19 protein-coding genes are annotated in these 21,573 nt (G+C 73.7%); 10 read left to right on the forward strand and 9 right to left on the reverse strand.

Annotation, left to right across the window (positions count from 1 at the left end; translation table 11 throughout):
- Positions 1 to 9: 9 nt before the first annotated feature.
- Complete coding sequence (locus CLV35_RS15955) at positions 10 to 273, reverse strand: WhiB family transcriptional regulator (RefSeq protein WP_407938220.1); 264 nt, start codon at positions 271 to 273, stop codon at positions 10 to 12.
- Positions 274 to 581: 308 nt separating this feature from the next.
- Between CLV35_RS15955 and CLV35_RS15960 the strand changes: the two genes are divergently transcribed.
- The 4 genes from CLV35_RS15960 (at position 582) to CLV35_RS15975 (ending at position 4,909) form a co-directional block, all read left to right on the forward strand.
- The gene (locus CLV35_RS15960) at positions 582 to 1,502 is read left to right on the forward strand and encodes a sensor domain-containing diguanylate cyclase (protein ID WP_121194495.1); all 921 of its coding nucleotides are present in this window, start codon (positions 582 to 584) and stop codon (positions 1,500 to 1,502) included.
- Positions 1,503 to 1,578: 76 nt separating this feature from the next.
- Positions 1,579 to 2,571, forward strand: a complete 993-nt coding sequence (gene cofD, locus CLV35_RS15965; protein WP_121194496.1) for a 2-phospho-L-lactate transferase — start codon at positions 1,579 to 1,581, stop codon at positions 2,569 to 2,571.
- A complete protein-coding gene (locus CLV35_RS15970; protein ID WP_121194497.1) occupies positions 2,568 to 3,893 on the forward strand; it encodes a coenzyme F420-0:L-glutamate ligase in 1,326 nt (441 codons plus the stop codon). The genes cofD and CLV35_RS15970 overlap by 4 nt, the downstream gene beginning before the upstream one ends.
- Positions 3,890 to 4,909: a LacI family DNA-binding transcriptional regulator gene (locus CLV35_RS15975; RefSeq protein ID WP_121194498.1), complete on the forward strand. Its 1,020-nt coding sequence runs from the start codon at positions 3,890 to 3,892 to the stop codon at positions 4,907 to 4,909. Before CLV35_RS15970 ends, CLV35_RS15975 begins: the two co-directional genes overlap by 4 nt.
- A gap of 24 nt (positions 4,910 to 4,933) precedes the next feature.
- Here the strand turns inward: CLV35_RS15975 and CLV35_RS15980 are convergent, their stop codons facing one another.
- From CLV35_RS15980 to CLV35_RS16015, 8 genes are all read right to left on the reverse strand, one after another.
- Positions 4,934 to 5,482 (reverse strand): DUF732 domain-containing protein, encoded by a 549-nt coding sequence (locus CLV35_RS15980; RefSeq protein ID WP_121194499.1) that lies wholly within the window; start codon positions 5,480 to 5,482, stop codon positions 4,934 to 4,936.
- A gap of 127 nt (positions 5,483 to 5,609) precedes the next feature.
- Positions 5,610 to 7,046, reverse strand: coding sequence for a GH1 family beta-glucosidase (locus tag CLV35_RS15985; RefSeq protein ID WP_121194500.1), 1,437 nt, complete (start codon positions 7,044 to 7,046; stop codon positions 5,610 to 5,612).
- The gene (locus CLV35_RS15990) at positions 7,043 to 7,945 is read right to left on the reverse strand and encodes a carbohydrate ABC transporter permease (protein WP_121194501.1); all 903 of its coding nucleotides are present in this window, start codon (positions 7,943 to 7,945) and stop codon (positions 7,043 to 7,045) included. Before CLV35_RS15990 ends, CLV35_RS15985 begins: the two co-directional genes overlap by 4 nt.
- Positions 7,942 to 8,946 carry a carbohydrate ABC transporter permease gene (locus CLV35_RS15995; protein WP_121194502.1) on the reverse strand — a complete coding sequence of 335 codons (1,005 nt, stop codon included), beginning with the start codon at positions 8,944 to 8,946 and terminating at the stop codon, positions 7,942 to 7,944. The genes CLV35_RS15990 and CLV35_RS15995 overlap by 4 nt, the downstream gene beginning before the upstream one ends.
- Positions 8,947 to 9,065: 119 nt before the next feature.
- Complete coding sequence (locus tag CLV35_RS16000) at positions 9,066 to 10,448, reverse strand: ABC transporter substrate-binding protein (RefSeq protein WP_121194503.1); 1,383 nt, start codon at positions 10,446 to 10,448, stop codon at positions 9,066 to 9,068.
- Positions 10,449 to 10,983: 535 nt separating this feature from the next.
- Entirely contained in the window at positions 10,984 to 11,937 is a 954-nt protein-coding gene (locus CLV35_RS16005) for a DNA-3-methyladenine glycosylase family protein (protein WP_121194504.1), read from the reverse strand.
- Between the two features lie 53 nt (positions 11,938 to 11,990).
- On the reverse strand, positions 11,991 to 13,118 hold the full coding sequence (gene manB / locus CLV35_RS16010; RefSeq protein WP_121194603.1) for a mannose-1-phosphate guanylyltransferase: 1,128 nt from the start codon (positions 13,116 to 13,118) through the stop codon (positions 11,991 to 11,993).
- Positions 13,119 to 13,200: 82 nt separating this feature from the next.
- Positions 13,201 to 14,160, reverse strand: coding sequence for a lysylphosphatidylglycerol synthase domain-containing protein (locus CLV35_RS16015; RefSeq protein WP_183062031.1), 960 nt, complete (start codon positions 14,158 to 14,160; stop codon positions 13,201 to 13,203).
- A 124-nt stretch (positions 14,161 to 14,284) separates the two neighbouring features.
- On the opposite strand from CLV35_RS16015, the gene CLV35_RS16020 reads away from it, so the two are divergent.
- From CLV35_RS16020 to CLV35_RS16045, 6 genes are all read left to right on the forward strand, one after another.
- Positions 14,285 to 15,307, forward strand: a complete 1,023-nt coding sequence (locus CLV35_RS16020) for a LacI family DNA-binding transcriptional regulator (RefSeq protein WP_121194506.1) — start codon at positions 14,285 to 14,287, stop codon at positions 15,305 to 15,307.
- 38 nt (positions 15,308 to 15,345) lie between these two features.
- A complete protein-coding gene (locus CLV35_RS16025; RefSeq protein ID WP_121194507.1) occupies positions 15,346 to 16,641 on the forward strand; it encodes an extracellular solute-binding protein in 1,296 nt (431 codons plus the stop codon).
- A gap of 9 nt (positions 16,642 to 16,650) precedes the next feature.
- A complete protein-coding gene (locus tag CLV35_RS16030) occupies positions 16,651 to 17,616 on the forward strand; it encodes a carbohydrate ABC transporter permease (RefSeq protein ID WP_121194508.1) in 966 nt (321 codons plus the stop codon).
- 89 nt (positions 17,617 to 17,705) lie between these two features.
- Positions 17,706 to 18,461 (forward strand): carbohydrate ABC transporter permease, encoded by a 756-nt coding sequence (locus CLV35_RS16035; RefSeq protein ID WP_121194604.1) that lies wholly within the window; start codon positions 17,706 to 17,708, stop codon positions 18,459 to 18,461.
- Between the two features lie 3 nt (positions 18,462 to 18,464).
- Positions 18,465 to 19,532: a glycoside hydrolase family 130 protein gene (locus tag CLV35_RS16040; RefSeq protein WP_121194509.1), complete on the forward strand. Its 1,068-nt coding sequence runs from the start codon at positions 18,465 to 18,467 to the stop codon at positions 19,530 to 19,532.
- A complete protein-coding gene (locus CLV35_RS16045) occupies positions 19,529 to 21,556 on the forward strand; it encodes a hypothetical protein (RefSeq protein ID WP_121194510.1) in 2,028 nt (675 codons plus the stop codon). The genes CLV35_RS16040 and CLV35_RS16045 overlap by 4 nt, the downstream gene beginning before the upstream one ends.
- Positions 21,557 to 21,573 lie beyond the last annotated feature (17 nt).

A 21,573-nucleotide genomic window follows, 5' to 3' on the forward strand; every position in this document is an offset into this window, starting at 1 on the left:
CGGGGGCGCTCAGACCGCGCGCTTGCGCAGCCGCCGGCGCTCCCGCTCGGACAGCCCGCCCCAGATGCCGAAGCGCTCGTCCTGGGCGAGGGCGTACTCGAGGCACTCGGCGCGCACGTCGCAGCCGAGGCACACGCGCTTGGCCTCCCGGGTGCTCCCGCCCTTCTCCGGGAAGAACGCCTCGGGGTCGGTCTGGGCGCACAGCGCGCGCTCCTGCCAGCGCAGCTCCTCCTCGACGGCGTCGGGGAGCAGCTCGATGACGTCGGCGCCCACGCCCGGGAAGGGCACGGCGACCTCGACGTCGGTGTCGTTGTCCGTGTGCATGAGTACCTCCAGCATGGTTGCCTCCTCGACCGGCACGTGCTGTGTCCATCCGGCAACGCTGAGTGGAACTTCGGTGGTCGGCCGGTCGTTCCCAGCCTGCCGGAATGACATGCCTGGAATTACACGCGCGTCGGTCCCCTCCCGTCAAGGTGGGGGGTGCTAGGGAGTCGCCCGGACTCGGCCGCCGGAACCCCTCTCCCCCGGCCCTCGCCCGCCGATAGGGCTGCGCAGACGTCGCACGAGGAGGTGGGGAACGGGTGGGAGACGCCACGGCGCAGCTGCCGCACCAGCGCAGCGCGCACGCGGAGGACTGCCTCGACGCGGCCGCGCTCCAGGGCGCAGGCGCGCTCATCCTCGTCCTCGACGCCGCCGGCCTCGTCGTGCGCGCCAACCGCGCGTTCCTCGCCTCGCTCGGCTGCGCCGAGTCCGACGCCCTCGGGCGGCCCGCCTGGGAGCTGCTCGACTCCGAGGACGACCGCCACGAGGCCGCCCGGGTCATCGAGCAGACGCTGGCCAACGGCACGCCGGGCGCCCGCGAGACCGCCTTCCTCGCCCCCGACGGCCACCGCCGGCGCGTCGCCTGGAGCGACTCACCGCTGCGCGGGCCCGACGGCGAGCTGCGCCACCTGGTCTGCGTCGGCATCGACGTCACCGACGCGCGCCAGGCCGAGGCCCGGCTGCGCCGGCTCGCCGAGACCGACGCGCTCACCGGCCTGCTGAACCGGCCCTCGTTCGAGGCGGCGCTGCTCGACGCGCTCGACGCGTCCGGGGGCATGGGGGCCGGGCTGCTCTTCTGCGACCTCGACGGCTTCAAGGCCGTCAACGACACCTACGGCCACGCCGCCGGCGACGCGCTGCTCGTCGAGGTCGCCGAACGGGTCCGCGGGCTGGTGCGCTCCCACGACGTCGTCGCGCGGCTCGGCGGCGACGAGTTCGTCGTGCTCTGCCTGGGCGCGGGGCGTCCGGAGGTCAAGGCGCTCGCCACCCGCGTCGAGGCGGCCGTGCGCCGCCCGTTCGTCGTGGCCGGCCGCCAGCTGCGCGTCGGCGTGAGCGTCGGCACCGCGGTCGGCACCCCTGGCGACGTCCCCGAGCAGGTGCTCTCCGCCGCCGACGCGCAGATGTACGCGGTGAAGGCCGCCCGCCGCTCCCGCGGTGCCGGGCTGGTGGCCACGGCGTAGCGGCGGGGGCCGCGGCGCACCGCGCCGCGAGGCACCCGTGCGCCCGGCGGCGCCCGCCGTCGTAGAGGATGGGCCCGTGCGCATCGTCGTCCCCGCCGGCGGCACCGGCGGTGCCCGGTTCGTCCGCGGCCTGCTGGCAGCGCTCGCCGAGGCCGGCGAGCCCGCCGACGTGACCGTCGTCGGCAACACCGGCGACGACATCACGCTGTGGGGCCTGCGCGTCTGCCCCGACCTCGACACCGTGACCTACACCCTCGCGGGCGCCATCGACGAGGCCAAGGGCTGGGGCCGGCCCGACGAGACCTTCACCGTGCGCGACGAGCTCGCGGGCTACGGCGTGCTGCCGACGTGGTTCGGCCTGGGCGACCGCGACCTCGCGACGCACCTCACGCGCACCTCGCTGCTCGCCTCCGGCGCGACGCTGTCGGAGGCGACCGCGACGATCGCCGCGCGCTGGGGCCTGCCCGGCCTCGGCGTGACCCTGCTCCCGATGAGCGACTCCCCCGTCGAGACCCACGTGCTCGTCCAGCACCCCGACGACCCCGCCGGCGCACCGCCGCGCCTGGTGCACTTCCAGGAGTACTGGGTGGGGCTGCGCGCCGCGCCGCGCGCCCTCGACGTGGTCGCGGTCGGCGCCGAGCAGGCCCGGCCGGCGCCGGGCGTGCTGGAGGCCGTCGCCGCCGCCGACGTCGTGCTGCTGCCGCCCAGCAACCCCGTCGTCTCCATCGGCACGGTGCTGGCGGTGCCCGGCGTCCGCGCGGCCCTCGAGGCGAGCGCTGCGCCGGTCGTGGGCGTCGCGCCGCTGGTGGGGGGCGCCGTCGTGCGGGGCATGGCCGACCGCCTGCTCCCTGCCCTGGGCGTCGAGGTCGACGCCGGCGCGGTCGCGCTCCACTACGGCGCGTCGCTGCTCGACGGCTGGCTCGTCGACACCTCGGACGTCCACGCCGTCGCACCCGTCGAGCAGGCCGGCATCGCCTGCCGCGCGGTCCCCCTGCTCATGACCGACGTGCCGGCCACCGCCCGCATCGCCGCCGAGGCGCTGCGGCTCGCCGAGGCCGTGCGCGCGTGACGCCCCCGCCCGGGCCCGTCACCGTGCTGCCGGTGACCGGCCTGCCCGAGGTGGCCGCCGGCGACGACCTCGGCGCCCTGCTCGACGCCGCGCTGCCGCAGCTCGCCGAGGGCGACGTGGTGGTCGTCTCGAGCAAGGTGGTCGCCAAGGCCGAGGGCCGGGCCCTGCGCGGCGTGACCCGCGACGAGGCGGTGACGGCCGAGACCGTGCGGGTCGTCGCCCGCCGCGGGCCCACCCGCATCGTCGAGACCCGCCACGGGCTGGTGCTCGCCGCCGCGGGCGTCGACGAGAGCAACGTCGAGCCGGGCACCGTGCTGCTGCTGCCGAGCGACCCCGACGCCTCCGCCCGTGCGCTGCGCGCCGCCCTGCGCGCAAGCCGGGGGCTCGACCGCCTCGGCGTCGTCGTCACCGACACCGCCGGGCGCGCCTGGCGCCAGGGCCAGACCGACATCGCCGTCGGCGCCGCCGGCGTGCGGGCGCTGCACGACCTGCGCGGATCGACCGACTCCTCCGGGCGCGTGCTCGACGTGACCCTGCCGGCGCTCGGCGACGAGCTCGCCGGCGCGGCCGACCTGGTCAAGGGCAAGGCCACCGGCGTGCCGGCCGCGGTCGTGCGCGGGCTGGGCGCCGACGCGCTGCTCGACGACGACGGCCCGGGCGCCGCGGCCCTGGTCCGCCCGGCCGACGAGGACCTCTTCCGCTGGGGCACCGCCGAGGCGCGCGCCCAGGGTGCCCGCGCGGCGGTCGGTGCACGGCGTACGGTCCGGTCCTTCGCGCCCGGGGCCCCCGACCCCGAGGCGGTGCGCCGCGCGCTCGCCGCGGCGGTCACCGCGCCCGCTCCGCACCACACCGTCCCCTGGCGCTTCGCGGTCGTCGAGACCGCGGCCGCGCGCACGCGGCTGCTCGACGCGATGCAGGCGGCCTGGGAGGCCGACCTGCGCGTCGACGGGTTCTCCGGGGAGCAGGTGGCCCGCCGCGTACGCCGTGGTGCCGTCCTGCGCGGCGCTCCCCTGCTCGTGGTGCCCTGCCTGGTCTCCGACGGCGCGCACGACTACCCCGACGCGCGCCGCAGCGCCGCGGAGCGCTCGATGTTCGTGCTCGCCGCCGGGGCGGGCATCGAGGCGCTGCTCGTGGCGCTCGCGGCCGAGGGGCTCGGCTCGGCCTGGGTGTCGTCGGCGCTGTTCTGCCCCGACGCCGCCCGTGCGGCGCTCGACCTCGACGCCTCCTGGGAGCCCATGGGGACCGTCGCCGTGGGCGTGCCCGCCGCCGCGCCCCCCGCCCGGCCCGAGCGCCCGCTCGACGAGCTGGTGGTGCTCCGGTGACCCCGGACGGCGCGCGCCCGACCCTCGAGCAGGTGGCGAGCCTGGCCGGGGTCTCGCGCGCGACCGTCTCCCGCGTCGTCAACGACTCCCCGCGGGTGGCGCCCGACCTGCGCGAGAAGGTCGAGGCGGCGATCCGCCAGCTCGGCTACGTGCCCAACATGGCCGCGCGCAGCCTGGCCACCCGCCGCTCCAACGCGATCGCGCTGGTCGTCGGCGAGTCCGCGTCCTTCGTCTTCAGCGACCCGTTCTTCGGCGGCATCGTGCGCACCGCGTCGCGGGAGATCGCCCGGCGCGGGCTGCAGATGGTGCTGCTCATGGCGCACGACCCGGCCGACTACACGCGGGTCGAGAGCTACCTCGAGGCCGGCCACGTCGACGGCGCGCTGCTCTTCTCGCTCCACCGGGTCGACGACCTGCCGGCGCTCGCCGCCCGCATCGGGCTCCCCGTCGTCGTCGGCGGCCGGCCCTGGAACACCGACGCCGGCAGCTGGTTCGTCGACATGGACAACCGCGCCGGCGCGCGCCTGGCCACCGAGCACCTGCTCGGCCTGGGCCGCCGGCGCATCGCGACCATCACGGGCCCGCTCGACATGACCGCCGGCATCGACCGGCTCGAGGGCTTCGTCGAGGCGATGGGCGGCCACGACGCGGTCGACCCCGACCTGGTGGCGCACGGCGCCTTCACCCAGGAGAGCGGCGAGATCGCCACCGAGCGGCTGCTCGAGCGCGTCCCCGACCTCGACGCGATCTTCGCCGCCAGCGACCTGATGGCCGCGGGGGCGCTGCGCGTGCTGCGCCGGGCCGGCAAGCAGGTGCCGCGCGACGTCGCCGTCGTCGGCTTCGACGACCACGACGAGATCGCCCGCTGGACCGAGCCGTCGCTCACCACGATCCACCAGGACATCGAGGAGTGGGTGGCCCGCATGGTCACCGTCCTCGACGAGCTGATCCGCGGCGAGGCGAGCGAGCGCCAGGTGCTGCTGCCCACCCGGCTGGTGGTGCGCGAGTCGGCCTGAGCGGGCCCGCTCGAGCAGCCCGGCTCAGAACTCGTCGACCCGGCGGGCCTGGTCGAGGCAGACGGTGTCGATGGCGAGCTTGACCAGCTCGCGGGCCGTCGCCTGGTCGGTGGCCTCCGCGTCGAGGGTGCCGAGCGTCTGCGTGCGCGCCACGACCTCGTCGCCGCTGCTGCCCGACGCGAGCAGGTCGCAGGCGTCGGTGGCCACCGCTGCGATCTCGCGGTCGAGCCGCCCGGCGGCGACCTCGGGGGCCTTGGCGCGCACGACGGCCACGAACGCCGCGGTGCCCGACAGGGCGGTGGGCGCCGAGGGGGCTGTGCTGGGGCGAGCGGTGGGCGAGGCTGCACGCGGCGGCTGGGTGCGCGAGGGCGTCGCCGAGTGGGCTGCCGGCGGGGTCGAGGAGGGTGCCGCGCGCGGAGCGGAGGAGGAGGGGGGTGGCGCCGGGGACGCGGGCACGGAGGCGGGCGGCGAGCTGGGCGCCGGCGCGGCGGGCGCGGCCGGGTCGCTGCCGCCGCACCCGGCCAGCACGGCGCCGAGGACCGCGCCACAGGCGTACGCGGCTGCTCTGCTCACGGGGCACCTCCGACGGGGACGACGATGCGCGTGCCGCACCTGCGCACAGGTGCGGCACGCGCATCGTAGGAGCCGCGGGCGGCGCCGGACGTCCCCTTCCGGCTCCGCGGCCCCGGGGCTGCCGCCGTCAGGCCTGCGGCAGCGCGTTCTGGGCCACGACCTGCTGGTAGAGCTTGAAGCTGTCCTTCGGCGTGCGCTGCTGGGTGTCGTAGTCGACGCGCACGATGCCGAACCGCTTCGAGTAGCCGTAGGCCCACTCGAAGTTGTCGAGCAGCGACCAGACGAAGTAGCCGCGCAGGTCGACGCCGTCGGCGATCGCCCGGTGGGCGGCGCTCAGGTGGCGGCTGAGGTAGTCGACCCGCTGCGGGTCGTGCACCTCGCCGTCGGCGGAGACCTCGTCCTCCCAGGCCGAGCCGTTCTCGGTGATCGCGAGCGGCAGCGACGGGTAGTCCTTGGACACCCGCTGCAGCAGGTCGTAGAGGCCCGACTCGTCGACCGGCCAGCCCATCGCGGTGTAGGGCCCGGGCTGCTGCACGAACTCGACGCCCTCGCAGCCGGGCCACGGGGTGCCCGCGCCGTTGCCGTGGCCGTCGAAGGCGTCGGCAGCCCGCTCGCCCTCGGCGGCGCGCACCAGCGTCGGGTTGTAGTAGTTGATGCCCAGCAGGGTCACCGGCGTCGCGCTGATGGCGGCAAGGTCGCCCTCCTGCACGAAGCCCCAGTCGGTGATCGCCTCGGTGTCGGCGAACAGGTCGGCGGGGTACTCCCCCGAGAGCATCGGGCCGAGGAACACCCGGTTGGCGACCGCGTCGACCCGGCGGGCGGCGTCGATGTCGGCCGGGCTGTCGGTGGCCGGGCGCACGTGGTGCAGGTTGAGCGTCACGCTCTTCTGCGAGTCGGCGCTCACGTGCGGCGCGATCGCGGAGAGAGCGAGTCCGTGGGCCAGGTTCAGGTGGTGGGCTGCGCGCAGCGAGGTCTCGGTCTCGGTGCGCCCCGGGGCGTGCACGCCGGAGCCGTAGCCGAGGAACGCCGAGCACCACGGCTCGTTGAGCGTGGTCCAGGTGTGCACGCGGTCGCCGAGCACCCGGGCCACCTCGGCCGCGTACTCGGCGAAGCGGTAGGCCGTGTCCCGGTTGCCCCACCCGTCGGCGTCCTCGAGCCACTGCGGCAGGTCCCAGTGGTAGAGCGTCGCGACCGGGGCGATGCCCTTGCCGAGCAGCTCGTCGACCAGCCGGCTGTAGAAGTCGAGCCCGCGCTGCTCGACCGCGCCCGAGGCGGCCGGGACGATGCGCGGCCAGGCCACCGAGAAGCGGTAGGCGTGCACGCCCAGCTCGCCCATGAGCGCCACGTCGTCGCGGTAGCGGTGGTAGTGGTCGACCGCCACGTCGCCGGTGTCGCCGTCCTGCACCTTGCCCGGGGTGTGGCTGAAGGTGTCCCAGATCGAGGGGCCGCGGCCGTCCTCGTCGAAGGCGCCCTCGATCTGGTAGGAGGCGGTCGCCGTCCCCCAGAGGAAGCCGGGCGGGAACTGGAGCGCGCCGGGACCGGCGGGAGTGCTCATGGGGATCATCCTTTGAGAGAGCCTTGCATGATGCCGCCCACGATCTGGCGGCCCAGGACAGCGAACACGACGATAACGGGAAGCGTGCCGGCGACGACACCCGCGAAGACGAGCGAGTAGTCGGTGAAGTAGGAGACGCCGATGTTGGCGAGCGCGACCTGCACCGTCGGGTTGTCGGAGCCGAGCGTGACCACCGGCCAGAAGAAGTCGTTCCACGCCGCGAGGAAGGTCAGCATGCCGAGCACGGTCATCGCCGGGCGCAGGATCGGCAGCACGATCGAGAAGAAGATCCGCGCCGTGCTGGCGCCGTCGACCCACCCGGCCTCGAGCAGCTCGGTCGGCACGGCCTGCAGGACGTACTGCCGCATGAAGAACACCCCGAACGCCGTGACGAGCGTCGGCAGGATCACCGAGATGATGTGGTTGGTGAAGCCGAGCTTCGACATCAGCAGGTACAGCGGGATGATGCCGAGCTGCGGCGGCACCATCATCGTGCCGATCGTGAAGGCGAACAGCGCCGAGTTCCCCCGGAAGCGCAGCTTGGCGAAGGCGAAGCCGGCCATGGTGCAGAAGAGCACCGTGCCGATCGCGATGCAGCTCGAGACGACGAGCGAGTTCGTCAGCGCCTTGCCGAGGTTGCCCTGGTCCCACGCGGTCTTGAGGTTGTCCCACAGGTGCCCGCCGGGGGTCATCGGCGGCGGCGACTGCGCGATCTGGTCCGAGCTGCGCGATGCGCCGACGAGCGCCCAGTAGAGCGGGTAGACCGAGACCAGGGCGACGACCGTGAGCACGACGCACGTCGGCCACCCGGCCCGCTGCACGTCACCTGCGCCGCTGCGGCCCTTCGTGCGCCGGCGCGGCGCCGGCGCCCCCGGCGCCTCACGGACGGTGTCGAGGACGGCGCTCATGCGCGGGCTCCCTTCCGCGAGCGCCCGGGCAGGCGCAGCTTGCCGCTCACGAGCAGCGAGTTGACGACGGTGACGATGACGATGATCACGAACATGGTCCAGGCCGTCGCGGCCGCGCGGCCGAGCGAGCCGTCGGTGAAGGCCTGCTGGTACATCAGCAGGCCGAGCGTCTGGTACTGGTGGCTGCTGCCGCCGAACGCGTTGGCGTTGCCGGCGCCGGCGGAGAAGAGCAGCGGCTCGCCGAAGAGCTGCGTGGCTCCGATCGACGACACCACCACCGTGAAGACGATGGTGGGGCGCAGGCTGGGCAGCGTGACGTTGCGGAACTGCTGCCACTTGCTGGCGCCGTCCATGGCGGCGGCCTCGAACAGCTCACCGGGCACCGCCTGCATCGCCGCGAGGTAGATGAGTGCGTTGTAGCCGGTCCACCGCCACACGACGATCGAGGACACCGCGACCTGCGAGGTCCAGCTGCCGGGCTCCCACGCGATCGGGTCGATGCCCACCAGGCCGATGACCCAGTTGATGAGGCCGTGGTCGGTGCCGAACAGCTGCGCGAACACCAGGGCCGCCGCGGCGACCGAGGTGGCGTAGGGCATGAGCATCAAGACGCGGAAGAACGTGCGGCCGCGCATGCGCTGGTTGAGCAGGTGCGCGAGCCCGAGCGCCATGAGCAGCTGCGGGACCGTCGAGAGCAGGCCGATCGTGACGGTGTGCCACAGGGCCTTGCGGAAGTACTCGTTGCCGAACAGGTAGGAGAAGTTGTCGAACCCGGCCCAGCTCGAGCCCGAGGACGTGAGCTCCTCGTGGCGCAGCGACACCCAGGCGGTGTCGAGCAGCGGGTAGAGCCCGAAGGCGATGAACACGACGAAGAACGGAGCGATGAAGCCGTACGCGGTGATGGTCCGGTCGGCGCGCGAGAGCCGCTGCCGCAGGGTCAGGGCCTGGCGCGGGCGCAGGCCTGCCGCGGTCGGCGGCTCGACGGAGGTCGAGGCTGCCATGGTGGTGCGTTCCTTCCCGAAGCGCCGAGAACCTGCGGCGTGCCAGAGGGTTCTGGCACGCCGCAGGCTTCTCTGCTCGGCGCGGCCGTCCGGCCGGCGGGTGGTCGCCGGCCGCTAGGTCACTTGGTGAGGGCGTCCTTCGTCGTCTTGACGGCCTCGTCCCACGCCTTCCCCGGGTTCTTGCCCTGCTGCTCGATGGACTGGATCCCGTTGTTGATGTTGACCTGGATCACGCCGTCCTTCGGGCCGTTCGGCTGCACCGGGATGGAGGCTGCGGCGTCGGAGAAGATCTGGCCGATGGGGGCGTCGCCGAAGTAGGCGTCGGTCGCGCCCTTCACGGCCGGGTCAGCAGCAGCCACCTTGTTGGAGGGGAAGTGGTGGCCGGGGCCGGTGAAGAGCTTGACCTGCTGCTGGGCGTCGGTGACCCACTTGATGAAGTCCATCGCGGCCTCCTTGTGCTTGCTGGCAGCCGGGATGCCGAGGAACGAGCCGCCCCAGTTGCCGCTGCCGCTGGGCTCGGGAGCGACGTCCCACTTGCCCTTGGCCTTGTCCTTGCCCTGGCCCTCGATGAAGCTGATCATCCAGGCGGGGCAGGCGACGGTCGCGAAGCCGCCGTTGCCGATCGCAGTGGTCCACGGAGGACTGAACTGGGCCAGCTTGGCCGACATCTTGGCGTCGTGGGCCTGGATCGCGTAGTCCCAGGCCTTCTTGACCGCGGGGTTGGTGTCGAACACCGGCTGGCCGCTCGCGTCGTAGAACTTCGTGTCGCCCTGGTTCGTGATGGCGTTGAAGAGGCTCGAGGCGCTGTCGACGAAGGGCGCCTTCGGCTTCGAGGCGGTGTACTGCTTGCCGAGGGCGATGAAGTCGTCCCAGGTCTTCATCTTCGCGGCGACCGCAGCGCGGTCGCTCGGGAGGCCGGCGGCCTCGAAGAGGTCCTTGCGGTAGCAGATGGCCTGCGGGCCGATGTCGGTGCCGAGGCCGAGCAGCTTGCCGTCAGAAGTGCTGGCCTGCTTGACCTTCCAGTCGAAGAAGTTCGCGGCCGCCTCCTTGCCGCCGAGGGTGTTGAGGTCGGTCCACTTGTCGGCCTGGTTCTGCGTCACGTCGGCGATGCGGCCGACCTCGATGCCCTGGACGTCGGCGAGACCGGAGCCCGAGCGCAGGTGGGTCTGCAGCGCGGGCCAGTAGTTCTGCTCCTGCTGGATCGAGCTGGCCTTGATGGTGACGTTGGGGTGGAGCTTCTGGTACTCGTCGTAGAGGCCGGTCGTGTCGAAGTCGAACCCGCCGAAGGTCTGCACGGTCAGCGTGACCTTCTCGCCGGAAGCGGCGGCCGGAGCCGCGCTGCCGCCTGCTGCAGCGCTGCTGCCCGCCGCCGCGGTGCTGCCGGCGGCGGCCGTGTCGGAGCCGCCGCCGCTGCTGCCGCCGCACGCGGCCAGCAGCGACGCGGCGGCGACGGTCAGCACGACCCTCGAGGGCCATCGGGCCGCGAGCGTGGGAACCTGCATCGAGTCCTCCTAGAACCAGGGAGCGGCGACCGCCAGCGCGGGGGTCGAGAGCCGCAGGGAAGCGCCCGAGAGAGCGCTCTCTGACAATGCCGGGAGAGCGCTCTCTCGTCAAGCAACGGTTCGATAACGGCACGCGTGCGGCTGCAACTGCTTCGACGCGTACGCAGCCGTAGGGTCAGAACCGGTGAGCGGTAGCAACCGCAGCCCAGCGGTGGCTCGCCGGCTGCCGTCGGCCTGTCTTTGCTACCGCTCAGCTCGATGTCGCTACCGCCGGACCCTCGTTGCTGCCGCCGGACCCTGGTTGCTACCGCCGGCCCGTCTCTGCTACCGCTCAGCTCGACCTCGTTACCGCCGGGCCCCGTTGCTGCCGCCGGTCCGTACCAGGTACCGCCGACCACGGACGCACCCGCCGCCACCGCGCAGCGCCTGCCAGCGAGCGGAAGCAGAAGCACGCCAGCGGTAGCTCCCTGGCTACCGTCGGGAGGCCGTTGCTACCGCTCAGCTCGTCGCTGCCACCGCCCGCCCAGCGGTGAGCTCACATGGCGCGGAAGTCGCGCACGGCGTACCTCGGCGCGCGGCGCGGGCGCGGCGGCACGAGGCCGGCGCCGATCGAGAGCTCGACCAGGCGTACGGCGCGGAAGCGGTGCCCGGGGTAGGCGGCGACCAGCTCGAGCATGCGCTCGTCGTCGGCCCAGGGCTCGCCCGCCAGCGCCCAGCCGACCATGCCGCACAGGTGGATGTCGCCGACCGAGACGAAGTCGGCGGCGCCGTGCGAGCGCTGCAGCGTCTCGGCCGCGGTCCAGCGCCCGGTGCCGGGCACCAGGCGCAGCACGCGCTCGGCCTCGTCGTGCGGCACGTCGAGCGTGGCCTCGAGCCGGGCGGCGACCCGCACCGCGGCGAGCACCGCGGTCGAGCGCTTGGAGTCGACGCCGGCCTTGTGCCAGTCCCACGACGGCACCCGCAGCCACTGCTCCGCGGTCGGCGGCACCCGCATCGGCACGGGCGTGGGCCCGGGCGCCGGCTCGCCGTAGCCGTGCAGGAGCACCCGCCAGGCGCGGCGCGCCTCGGTCGAGGTCACCTTCTGCTCGAGGATCGCCGGGACCAGCGCCTCGAGCACCCGCCGGGAGCGGGGTACGCGCCAGCCGGGGAACCGGCGCAGCGCCTCGACGAGCACGGGGTGCCGGGGCGCGAAGCCGTCGTGCGGGTCGGTGCCGCCCAGCAGGTCGGGCACGCCGTCGAGGGCCTCGTCGGCGCCCGGCCCCCACGCCGTGGCGAGCACCTCGCCGCCGCAGCGCTCGAGGCGCAGCGTGGCGGGGCCGGTGCGCTGGCGGTGGGCGATCCAGGCGGCGCCGGTCGCGTCGACGACGTGGGCGGGGTCCCCGGTCCCCCGGCGCATCGGGCCCAGGGTGTGCTCGAGCGAGACCGGCCGGCCCGGCACCCACACGCGGGTGCGCGCCTGCCCGCGCACGGCGTCGACGGCGGGGCTCATGCCTCCATGGTGCGCGACGCGGCGCCCCGGCGCGGCGAGAGGGCCTGGCGTGCTCAGCCGGCGTCGCTGCTGAAGCGCACGGAGCCCTCGGCGAGCTCGGTGCCGGCCCACACCCGCAGCCCGTGGAGCAGCTCGTTGCGGGGGCCGACCGAGGCGCCGTCGCCGACGACGACGCCGTCGAGCACCGCGTCGTGCCCGATCCGCGCACCGGCGCCGACCACCGAGGAGCGCACGACCGCGCCCGCCTCGACGACCGCGCCGTCGAGCAGGACGCTGGCCTCGACCTGCGCGCCGCTGGCGACCACGGCCCCGCGCCCGACGACGGTGCCGCCGGAGAGCTTCGCGTCGGGGGCCACGTCGGCGCCCTCGAGCACGAGCGACTCGCCCGTGGGGCCGGGCAGCGCGGTCGAGGAGATGCGGCCGAGCACCAGGTCGGCCGAGCCCTGCACGAAGGCGGCCGGCGTGCCGAGGTCGAGCCAGTAGGCCGAGTCGACGTAGCCGAGCACGTGCGCGCCGTCGGCGAGCAGGCCGGGGAAGGTCTCGCGCTCCACCGACACCGGGCGGCCGGCGGGGATCGCGTCGATCAGCGAGCGGCGGAAGACGTAGCAGCCGGCGTTGATGCGGTTGGTCGGCGGGTCGGGCGTCTTCTCGAGGAACTCGAGCACGCGCGAGCTCTCGTCGACGGGTACGCAGCCGAAGGCCCGCGGGTCCTCGACCTCGGTCAGGTGCAGGGTGACGTCGGCGCCGCTCTCCACGTGCACGCGCACCTGGTCGGCGAGGTCGTGGCCGCTGAGGACGTCGCCGTTGAGGATGACCACCGGGGCGTCCGGGCCGCTCTCGAGCTGGTCGGCGACGTTGCGGATGCCGCCGCCGGTGCCCAGCGGCTCGGTCTCGGTGACGTAGTCGATGCGCAGCCCGAGCTGGGAGCCGTCGCCGAAGTGGGCGGAGAACGTCTCGGCGCGGTATGAGGTGGCGAGCACCACGTGGGTGACGCCGGCCGCCGCCGCACGCGCGAGCTGGTGGGTGAGGAACGGCACGCCGGCGGTCGGCACCATGGGCTTCGCGCAGCTGAGCGTGAGCGGGCGCAGGCGCGTGCCCTTGCCGCCGACGAGGAGGATCGCTTCGAGCACGGTCGGGGCTCCCGGGGGTCCTGCCGCGTAGGGACGCGCGGCGACGGTCATCGTGGTGGGCATCGGGTCGGATGCGCCGGCGTCGTCGCTGGTACGCAGCCCCACGGTACCGGCTCGGGCGCCGCCGTGCCCATCACTCCGGGAGGTCGCGCCCCGTGCGCGCGGCGCTGCGGCGCCACGCGAGTGCCGCGACGCCGGCGGTGAGCACGTCGCCGGCGGTCATCAGCAGCCGTGCCACCACCGACACCGCGGCCGGCCCGCCCTTGGCCAGCACCGGGGACAGCAGCGCGGCGAGGACCACCTCGCGCACCCCGCCGCCGGCCGGCAGGAAGACCACCAGGAAGCCGGCCGACCAGGCCAGGGCGAAGCCGCCGACGGCGAGCGGCAGCGTACGGGCGCCCGACGCGCCGATGTCGTGCGCCACCAGTGCCACCTGCACCCCGAAGGCCGCCCACGAGAGCAGCGACCAGCCGAAGGCGGTCAGCACGCCGCGGGCGGAGAACGCCCGCTCCGGGAGCGGTCGGCGCGCCAGGGTGCTCAGGCGGACGAAGACCGGGTTGAGGATCCGGGGGTGCAGCGCCCCGAGCAGCGCCGGGGCGAGCAGCACCAGCCAGCGCCAGCCGCCGGCGGCGTCGGAGGAGAAGGGCAGCGCGACTCCGCCGACCAGGATGCCCGCGCCGAGGTAGATGAGGATCGTCAGCGTGATCGCCGCGACCGAGCGCTGGCGCGGCACGCCGGCCTCCTTGCCCATCTCCATCTGGGCGACGACCGGCCAGAGCGACCCGGGCAGGTACTTGCCGAGCTGCCCCAGGAAGAAGATGCGCGCGGCGACGGTCGCGGGCAGGGGCGAGCCGAGGTCGGCGAGCAGCGCGCGGTAGGCCAGCATGCTGCCGACCAGGCCCACGAGCACGGCGGCGAAGGCTCCCGCCGTGCCGGCCACCGAGAGCCGGGAGAGCGCGTCGCCGAGCTCGCCGCGGTGGGCGACGACCCACCAGGCCGCGCTGAGCAGCACCGCCGCCACGAACGCCCAGCGCAGGGCGCGGGAGCCGAGCAGGGCTCGGCCCGCGGTGAGCACGGACCGGGGGCGGGGCACTCGCGGCAGCCTAGGCCAGCGCCCGCCCCGGGCCCGCCGCACGCTTGACAGGTGTCCACTAAACCGCTTTATTACCGACATCGGTCCTGCAGCGGGCCGGGTTCGGCACGAGGAGGTGCGAGCCGTGGGCAAGCGGGTCACCATCGCCGACGTCGCCGCCCAGGCGGGAGTCAGCAAGGGCGCGGTGTCGTTCGCCCTCAACGACCGGCCCGGCCTCGCCGACGACACCCGTGCCCGCATCCTCGAGGTCGCCGACGAGCTCGGCTGGCGGCCGAGCTCACGAGCCCGCGCCCTGTCGACCTCGCGCGCCCTCGCCCTCGGCCTCGTGCTGGCCCGGCCGCCCGAGCTGCTCGGCGCCGACCCGTTCTTCCCCGCGTTCATCGCGGGTGTCGAGACCGTCCTCTCGCAGCGCGGCCAGGCCCTGGTGCTCCAGGTCGTGCCCGACCTCGAGGCGGAGGCCGAGGGCTACCGCCGCCTCGTGTCCGACGGCCGGGTCGACGGCGTCTTCCTGCTCGACCTGCGGGTCCACGAGCCCCGCGTGCAGCTGCTCGAGTCGCTCGGCCTGCCGGCCGTCACCCTCAACAAGCCCGACTCCCCCAGCTCCTTCCCCGCCGTCTGCTCCGACAGCGAGAGCGGCATCCGGCGGGCGGTGGAGCACCTGCTCGCCCTCGGCCACCGCCGGGTCGCGCACGTCGCCGGGCCCGACGAGTTCGCGCACGCCGCCCGCCGGCGCGCGGGGTGGGAGAGCGCGCTGGCCGAGGCCTGCGTACCCCCCGGCCCGGTCGTGGTCTGCGACTTCTCCGCCGAGGGCGGCGCCCGCGCGACCCGCGAGCTGCTGGCGCTCGCGGACCCGCCCACCGCCGTCGTCTACGCCAACGACGTCATGGCGATCGCCGGCCTCGCCGTCGCTGCCGAGCTGGGCGTCAAGGTGCCCGACGAGCTCTCGGTCGTCGGCTACGACGACACGCTGCTGGCCGCCCACGTCCACCCACCCCTGACCACTGTCTCCGTCGACGCGCTCGCCTGGGGCGCGCAGGCGGCGCAGACCCTGCTCACCTACCTCGAGCACCACGCCGCAGACGACGTGCTGCTGCCACCGGCGACCCTCGTCGTCCGTGGCTCGACGGGACCCGCACCGACCCGCTGACGACGACCCTGCACCTTCCCCCACCCCGAGGAGCCGCAATGAAGCGATCCGTCCGATCAGCCCTGGCCTGCCTGGCCCTCCTGCCCGTCGTCGCAGCCTGCGGCGGCGGCAGCGGGGACAGCGGCGGAAGCGGCGGAGCCAGCGCCAAGACCGGCCCGATCACCATCTGGTACAGCAACAACGAGCAGGAGGTCGCCTGGGGCAAGGCCGCGGTCGACGCGTGGAACACCGCGCACGCCGACCAGAAGGTCACGGGCCAGGAGATCCCCGCCGGCAAGAGCTCCGAGGAGGTCATCGGGGCCGCCATCACGGCCGGCAACGCCCCGTGCCTCGTGCTCAACACCGCGCCCGCCGCGGTGGCGCAGTTCCAGAAGCAGGGCGGCCTCGTCCCGCTCGACGACTTCTCCGACGGGGTCTCCTACGCGACGGCCCGCTCCGGCGACCTGGTCGACCAGTACAAGAGCGCCGACGGCAAGCTCTACCAGCTGCCGTGGAAGTCCAACCCCGTGCTGATCTTCTACAACAAGACCATCTTCGCCAAGGCGGGCCTCGACCCGGAGAAGCCGGCGCTCAGCACCTACGACGACTTCCTCGCCACCTCGCGCACGCTGAAGTCGAAGGGCGGCGTGCAGGCGGCCATCTGGCCGGCACCGTCGAGCGAGTTCTTCCAGCCCTGGTTCGACTTCTACCCGCTGTACGCCGCCGCGACGGGCGGCAAGCAGCTCGTCGAGGACGGGAAGTCGACGTTCAACTCGCCCGAGGGCAAGGGCGTCGCCCAGTTCTGGAAGACGATGTACGACGAGGGCCTCTCGCCGAGGGAGAAGTACAACGGCGACAGCTTCGCCGAGGGCAAGGCCGCCATGGCGATCGCCGGGCCCTGGGCGATCGCGGCCTACAAGGACAAGGTGAAGTGGGGAGCCGTCACGGTGCCCACCCCGACCACGATGCCGGCCGACCAGGTCCACACCTTCTCCGACGCGAAGAACATCGCCATCTACACCGCCTGCAAGAACCGGCAGACCGCGTGGGAGTTCGCGAAGTTCGCGACGAGCCAGGAGCAGGACGGCAAGCTGCTCGAGATGACGGGGCAGATGCCGCTGCGCAAGGACCTGACCACCACCTACGCCGACTACTTCAAGGCCAACCCCGACTACACCTCCTTCGCCTCGCAGGCGGCGCGCACGGTCGAGGTGCCCAACCTCGTCGACTCGACCACGGCGTGGCAGGACTTCCGTGACGCGTGGTCCCAGTCGGTCATCTTCGGCAAGACGCCGATCGACAAGGCGTTCTCCGACGTGGCGGCCAAGATCGACGACATCGCCAAGCAGTCGTAGGAGCCGGCCATGTCGCAGCTCCTGCCCACCGAGCCGCCCGCGGCCGAGGCGCCGGTCGGCGCCTCGCCCGCGGCCGGCCGGACGCACCGCTATGTCCCCTGGCGCTCGAGCGCCGAGAACCAGCCGATCGGTACGCTGTTCGCCCTGCCCTACCTCGCCTTCGTCGCGGTCGTCTTCGCCTTCCCGCTCGGCTTCGCCGTCTGGATCTCGCTGCACGACTACTTCTTCGCCGCCCCGGGCGCTTCTGTCGACCGACCGTGGGTCGGCCTGGACAACTACAAGACGGCGCTGCAGGACCCGGCCGTGCGCAGCGCCTTCGGGCACGTGCTGGTGTTCCTGGTCATTAACGTGCCGCTCACAGTCGTGCTGTCGCTCGTGCTGGCCGCATCGCTGAACGCGGCGATCCCGTTCCGCACCGCCTTCCGCACCAGCTTCTACCTGCCCTACGTCACGGCGAGCATCGCCATCGTCGGCGTGTGGCTCTTCCTCTTCTCCGAGGACGGGATCGTCAACAAGGTGCTTGGGCCGCTCGCTCCCGACCCGTCGTGGCTCACGAACTCGCACCTGGCCATGCCGTCCATCGCGCTGTTCGTGACGTGGAAGCAGCTCGGCTTCTTCATCCTGCTCTACCTGGCGGCTCTGCAGAACGTGCCCAAGGACCTCTACGAGGCTGCTGCGGTCGACGGGGCGTCGAAGCTGCGGATGTTCCGTTCCATCACGATCCCCAGCGTGCGTCCCGCCACCACGCTCGTGGTCGTGCTCTCCACCATCACCGGCGGGAACCTCTTCACCGAGCCCTACCTGCTGACCGGCGGCGGCGGGCCCAACGGCTCGTCGACCTCCCCGGTGCTGCTGATGTACCAGCGCGGCATCGAGCAGTCCAAGCCCGACGTGGCGGCAGCCATCGGCGTGCTGCTCGTCCTGCTGGTGATGCTCATCGCCGGCGTCCAGCGACTCGTCCTCGAACGGAAGTGAGCACGGTGAAGACCTCCCGCTCTGCCCTCACCTGGCGGCTCGTCCCGCTCGTCATCGGGGCGATCGTCTTCCTCTTCCCCTTCTACTACATGATCGTCGGTGCCCTGCAGGAGAAGCGGGACAGCTCGCTGCTCGGGGCACTGCCCCACCCAGGCAACCTGACCCTGCACAACTTCTCGGTCGTCAACGGGCGCATCCACCTCGTGCGCAGCCTGCTCAACTCGGTGGTCTTCACCGGTGCGGTGCTGGTGTGCACGATGGTCTTCGGCGTCCTGGCCGGCTATGCACTGGCACAGCTGAAGTTCCCCGGCAGGGGGCTCGCCTTCGGCCTGGTCCTGCTGGTGCAGGTCGTGCCCTTCCAGCTGCTGATGATCCCGCTCTACGTGATGATCGTGCGCGGCTACGGCCTCGCCGACAACTACCTGGGCATCATCCTGCCCTACACGATCAACTCCACGGCGGTGTTCGTCTTCAGGCAGTACTTCCTGCAGCTGCCGCGCGAGCTCTTCGACGCTGCACGGATCGACGGTGCCGGCGAGTGGCGGGTGCTGCGTACGGTCGCTGTGCCGCTCGTGCGCCCGGCGCTGCTGACCGCAGCGCTGCTCACCTTCATCGGCCCGTGGAACGAGTTCCTGTGGCCGTTCCTCGTGACGAAGAAGGCCGAGATGCAGCCGCTCGCGGTCTCGCTCGCCAACTACATCAGCAGCGTCGCTGCCTCGGCCGACAACCCGTTCGGCGCGATCCTCGCGGGGGCCGTGGTGCTGGCGGCTCCCGCGGTGGTGCTCTTCGTCCTGTTCCAGCGCCACTTCGTCTCGACCGAGCTCGGCTCGGGCGTGAAGGGCTGACTCATGACCTCCACCGACACGCTGGACTACACGCTGACCCGGCTCGGCGTCGTCATGTCGCCCGAGCCGGGCTCCGACATCGAGGCCGAGGGAGTCCTCAACCCCGCCAGCGGCCGCACCCCGGACGGCACGCTCTACCTGCTCCCCCGCCTCGTCGCCAAGGGCAACGTCTCGCGCGTGGGGCTCGCGCGCGTGGTCCTCGACTCCGGCGTACCGGTCGGCGTCGAGCGCGAGGGCGTCGTCCTCGCGCCCGACGAGGGCTGGGAGCGCGGCGCCAACAACGCCGGCGTCGAGGACCCGCGCACGACGTGGGTGCCGGCCCTCGGGCAGCACCTGATGACCTACGTCGCCTACGGGCCCCTGGGTCCGCGCCTCGCGATGGCCGTGTCCAGCGACCTGCGTACGTGGCGGCGCCTCGGCCCGGCACACTTCGGCTACCAGCCCGACCTCGACACCGACCTCAACCTGTTCCCCAACAAGGACGCGGTGTTCTTCCCCGAGCCCGTGCCGGCGCCCGACGGCACGCGCAGCTACGCCATGATCCACCGGCCGATGTGGGACCTCGGCTGGTTCCGGCCCGGGGAGACCGTCCACCTGCCCGCCGGGGTCACCGACGAGCGGCCGGGCATCTGGATCTCCTACGTGCCTGCCGACGAGGTCGAGCGGGACGTCACCGCGCTGGTGCACCTGCGCCAGCACCGGCTGGTCGCGCTGGCGGAGCACCCCTTCGAGGAGCTCAAGATCGGCGCCGGCCCGGCGCCCTTCCGCGTCGACGAGGGCTGGCTGCTGATCCACCACGGGGTCACGGGCTACGTCCCGCCGGGCTTCGACCCCACGCTGCAGAAGGTCGAGTACGCCGCCGGCGCGATGCTGCTCGACCCGGCGGACCCCTCACGCGTCCTCACGCGCACCACCGAGCCCATCCTCGCACCAGAGACCGACGACGAACGGAGCGGAACCGTGCCCAACGTGGTGTTCCCGACTGCGGTCGAGGAGGTGGACGGCCAGCGCTACGTGTTCTACGGCATGGCCGACAGCAAGATCGGTGTCGCGCGGCTGGACCGGCGATGAAGGCCCTCGCACTGCTGCTCGCTCCGGTCCTCGTGGCCGGAGCCGTGGCCACGACGTCGGTCGAGCCGGCACAGGCGGCGCCGCCGCCCCAGCTGGCGAACCTGGCGCACCTCGACGAGCTCGCCACCTCGCTCGTGCCGCCGGCGGCGGCGGGTCACACGACCTACCGGCTGGCGCAGGAGCCGTCGATCGGCGTGCTGTGGACCTACGCGGAACCCGCGGCCGGCGGTGGCTGGCGACTGGTAGGCGGTGGACCGTACGACCCGGCGACCGGCACGTGGAGCCAGGGTGCCTACAACTCCGACGACATCGCACGCGCGTCGGTGGCCTACCTGCGCTACTGGCGCCAGCACCACGACGCGCACAGCGGCCAGGCTGCCCGCGAGCTGCTGCGCGGTCTGACATTCATGCAGACCACGACCGGCCCGAACCGCGGCAACGTCGTGCTGTGGATGCAGCCCGACGGGACGTTGAACCCCAGCCCGACGCCGGTCGAGCTGCCCGACCCCTCGGACTCCGGCGCGTCCTACTGGCTGGCGCGCTCGGCGTGGGCGCTGGGCGAGGGCTACGCGGCCTTCCGCACCACCGACCCGGCGTTCGCCGGCTTCCTGCGCGGGCGGCTCGACCTCGCGCTCGGCGCGCTGGAGCGCCAGGTGCTCACCCGCTACGGCCAGTGGCAGGTGGCCGACGGCGTACGCGTGCCCGCCTGGCTCGTCGTCGACGGCAGCGACGCGAGCGCGGAGGCGGTGCTCGGACTCGCTGCCTTCGTGGCGGCCGACCGGCGCGACGACGCGGTGCACCGGCGGGCGGCCACGGCGACCCGGCAACTGGCCGAAGGCGTCGCCGCCATGGCTGCCGGCAGCACGCGGCAGTGGCCCTACGGCGCGATCCTGCCGTGGGCGCAGTCGCGGTCGGACTGGCACGCCTGGGCGTCGCAGCAGCCGGCGGCGCTGGCGGCCGCAGCGACGGCGCTGCACGACCCGTCGCTGCTCCCGGCCGCCGTGGGCGACATGGCGGGCTTCACGCCCAAGCAGCTCATCGACGACGGCGCCGACAACGCGCTGCTCCCGACGCGCATCGACACCTCGCAGATCGCCTACGGCGTCGACTCGCGGCTGGAGTCCCTGCTCTCGGTCGGTGCGGCGGCGGGCGCACCAGGCCTTCGCGATCTCGCGGCCGTGGACGCCGCGTGGTTCTTCGGCGCCAACCGGGCCGGTCAGGCGATGTACGACCCGGCCACCGGCGTCACCTTCGACGGTCTCGCGCCCGACGGCGGCATCAACCGCAACTCCGGCGCCGAGTCCACGATCCACGGCGTGCTGGCCATGGTCGCGCTCGACGGCGCGCCGGCGGTCAAGGCGCGGGCGCTGCGGCTCACGCAGGTCCTCGCCCGCGACGGCGGCTTCCAGTTCGAGGGCGAGTCGGGCGTGCTCGGCGGCGGCGCGACCGCGACGACGGTCGCCAGCCCGTGGACCGGCGAGTCGCAGGTCAGCGGCGGCGCCTACGCCACTCTCCCGGTCGGGGGCACGGTGCAGTGGGCCCTGCCTGCCGGGTCGGGCGAGCGGACGGTCGAGCCGGTCCTGGACCTGCCGGTGAGCGGGCGGCAGACCCTGCGCTGGCGTGCCGACGGCGACTGGCTGGGACGCACGTCCACCCGCGGCGTCGGCGCCCAGGGCATCACCGCGGCACCGGGTGCGCTGCTGCCGGTGCCGCTGCCGCGGACGGTGGGCGCGGGGGCGACCACGCTGTCGGTCACCGCGACGACCGGCACGTCGTCCCTCGACGCGCTGGTCGTGAGCCCCGTGGTCTCGTCGCTGACCCTCGGGGCGGCAGGTACGCCTGTGCTGCGCCTCCTGCGCAGCTCGGCGAGCGCTCCCCGCACCGTGCCGAGCGGGCTGGCGGTCGCGGCGGTCGCCACCGCGTACGACTCCCGCGGCGCCCTGGTGTCGCGCACGGGCGTGGCGGCCGGCGGGTCCGTGACCGTGGCACCCGGCGGCTTCACGACGGTGGAGTCTCAGGGCTGAGCCCGCCGCCCGGGCCT

The organism is Motilibacter peucedani (assembly GCF_003634695.1).
GTDB classification, from domain to species: Bacteria; Actinomycetota; Actinomycetes; order Motilibacterales; family Motilibacteraceae; genus Motilibacter; species Motilibacter peucedani.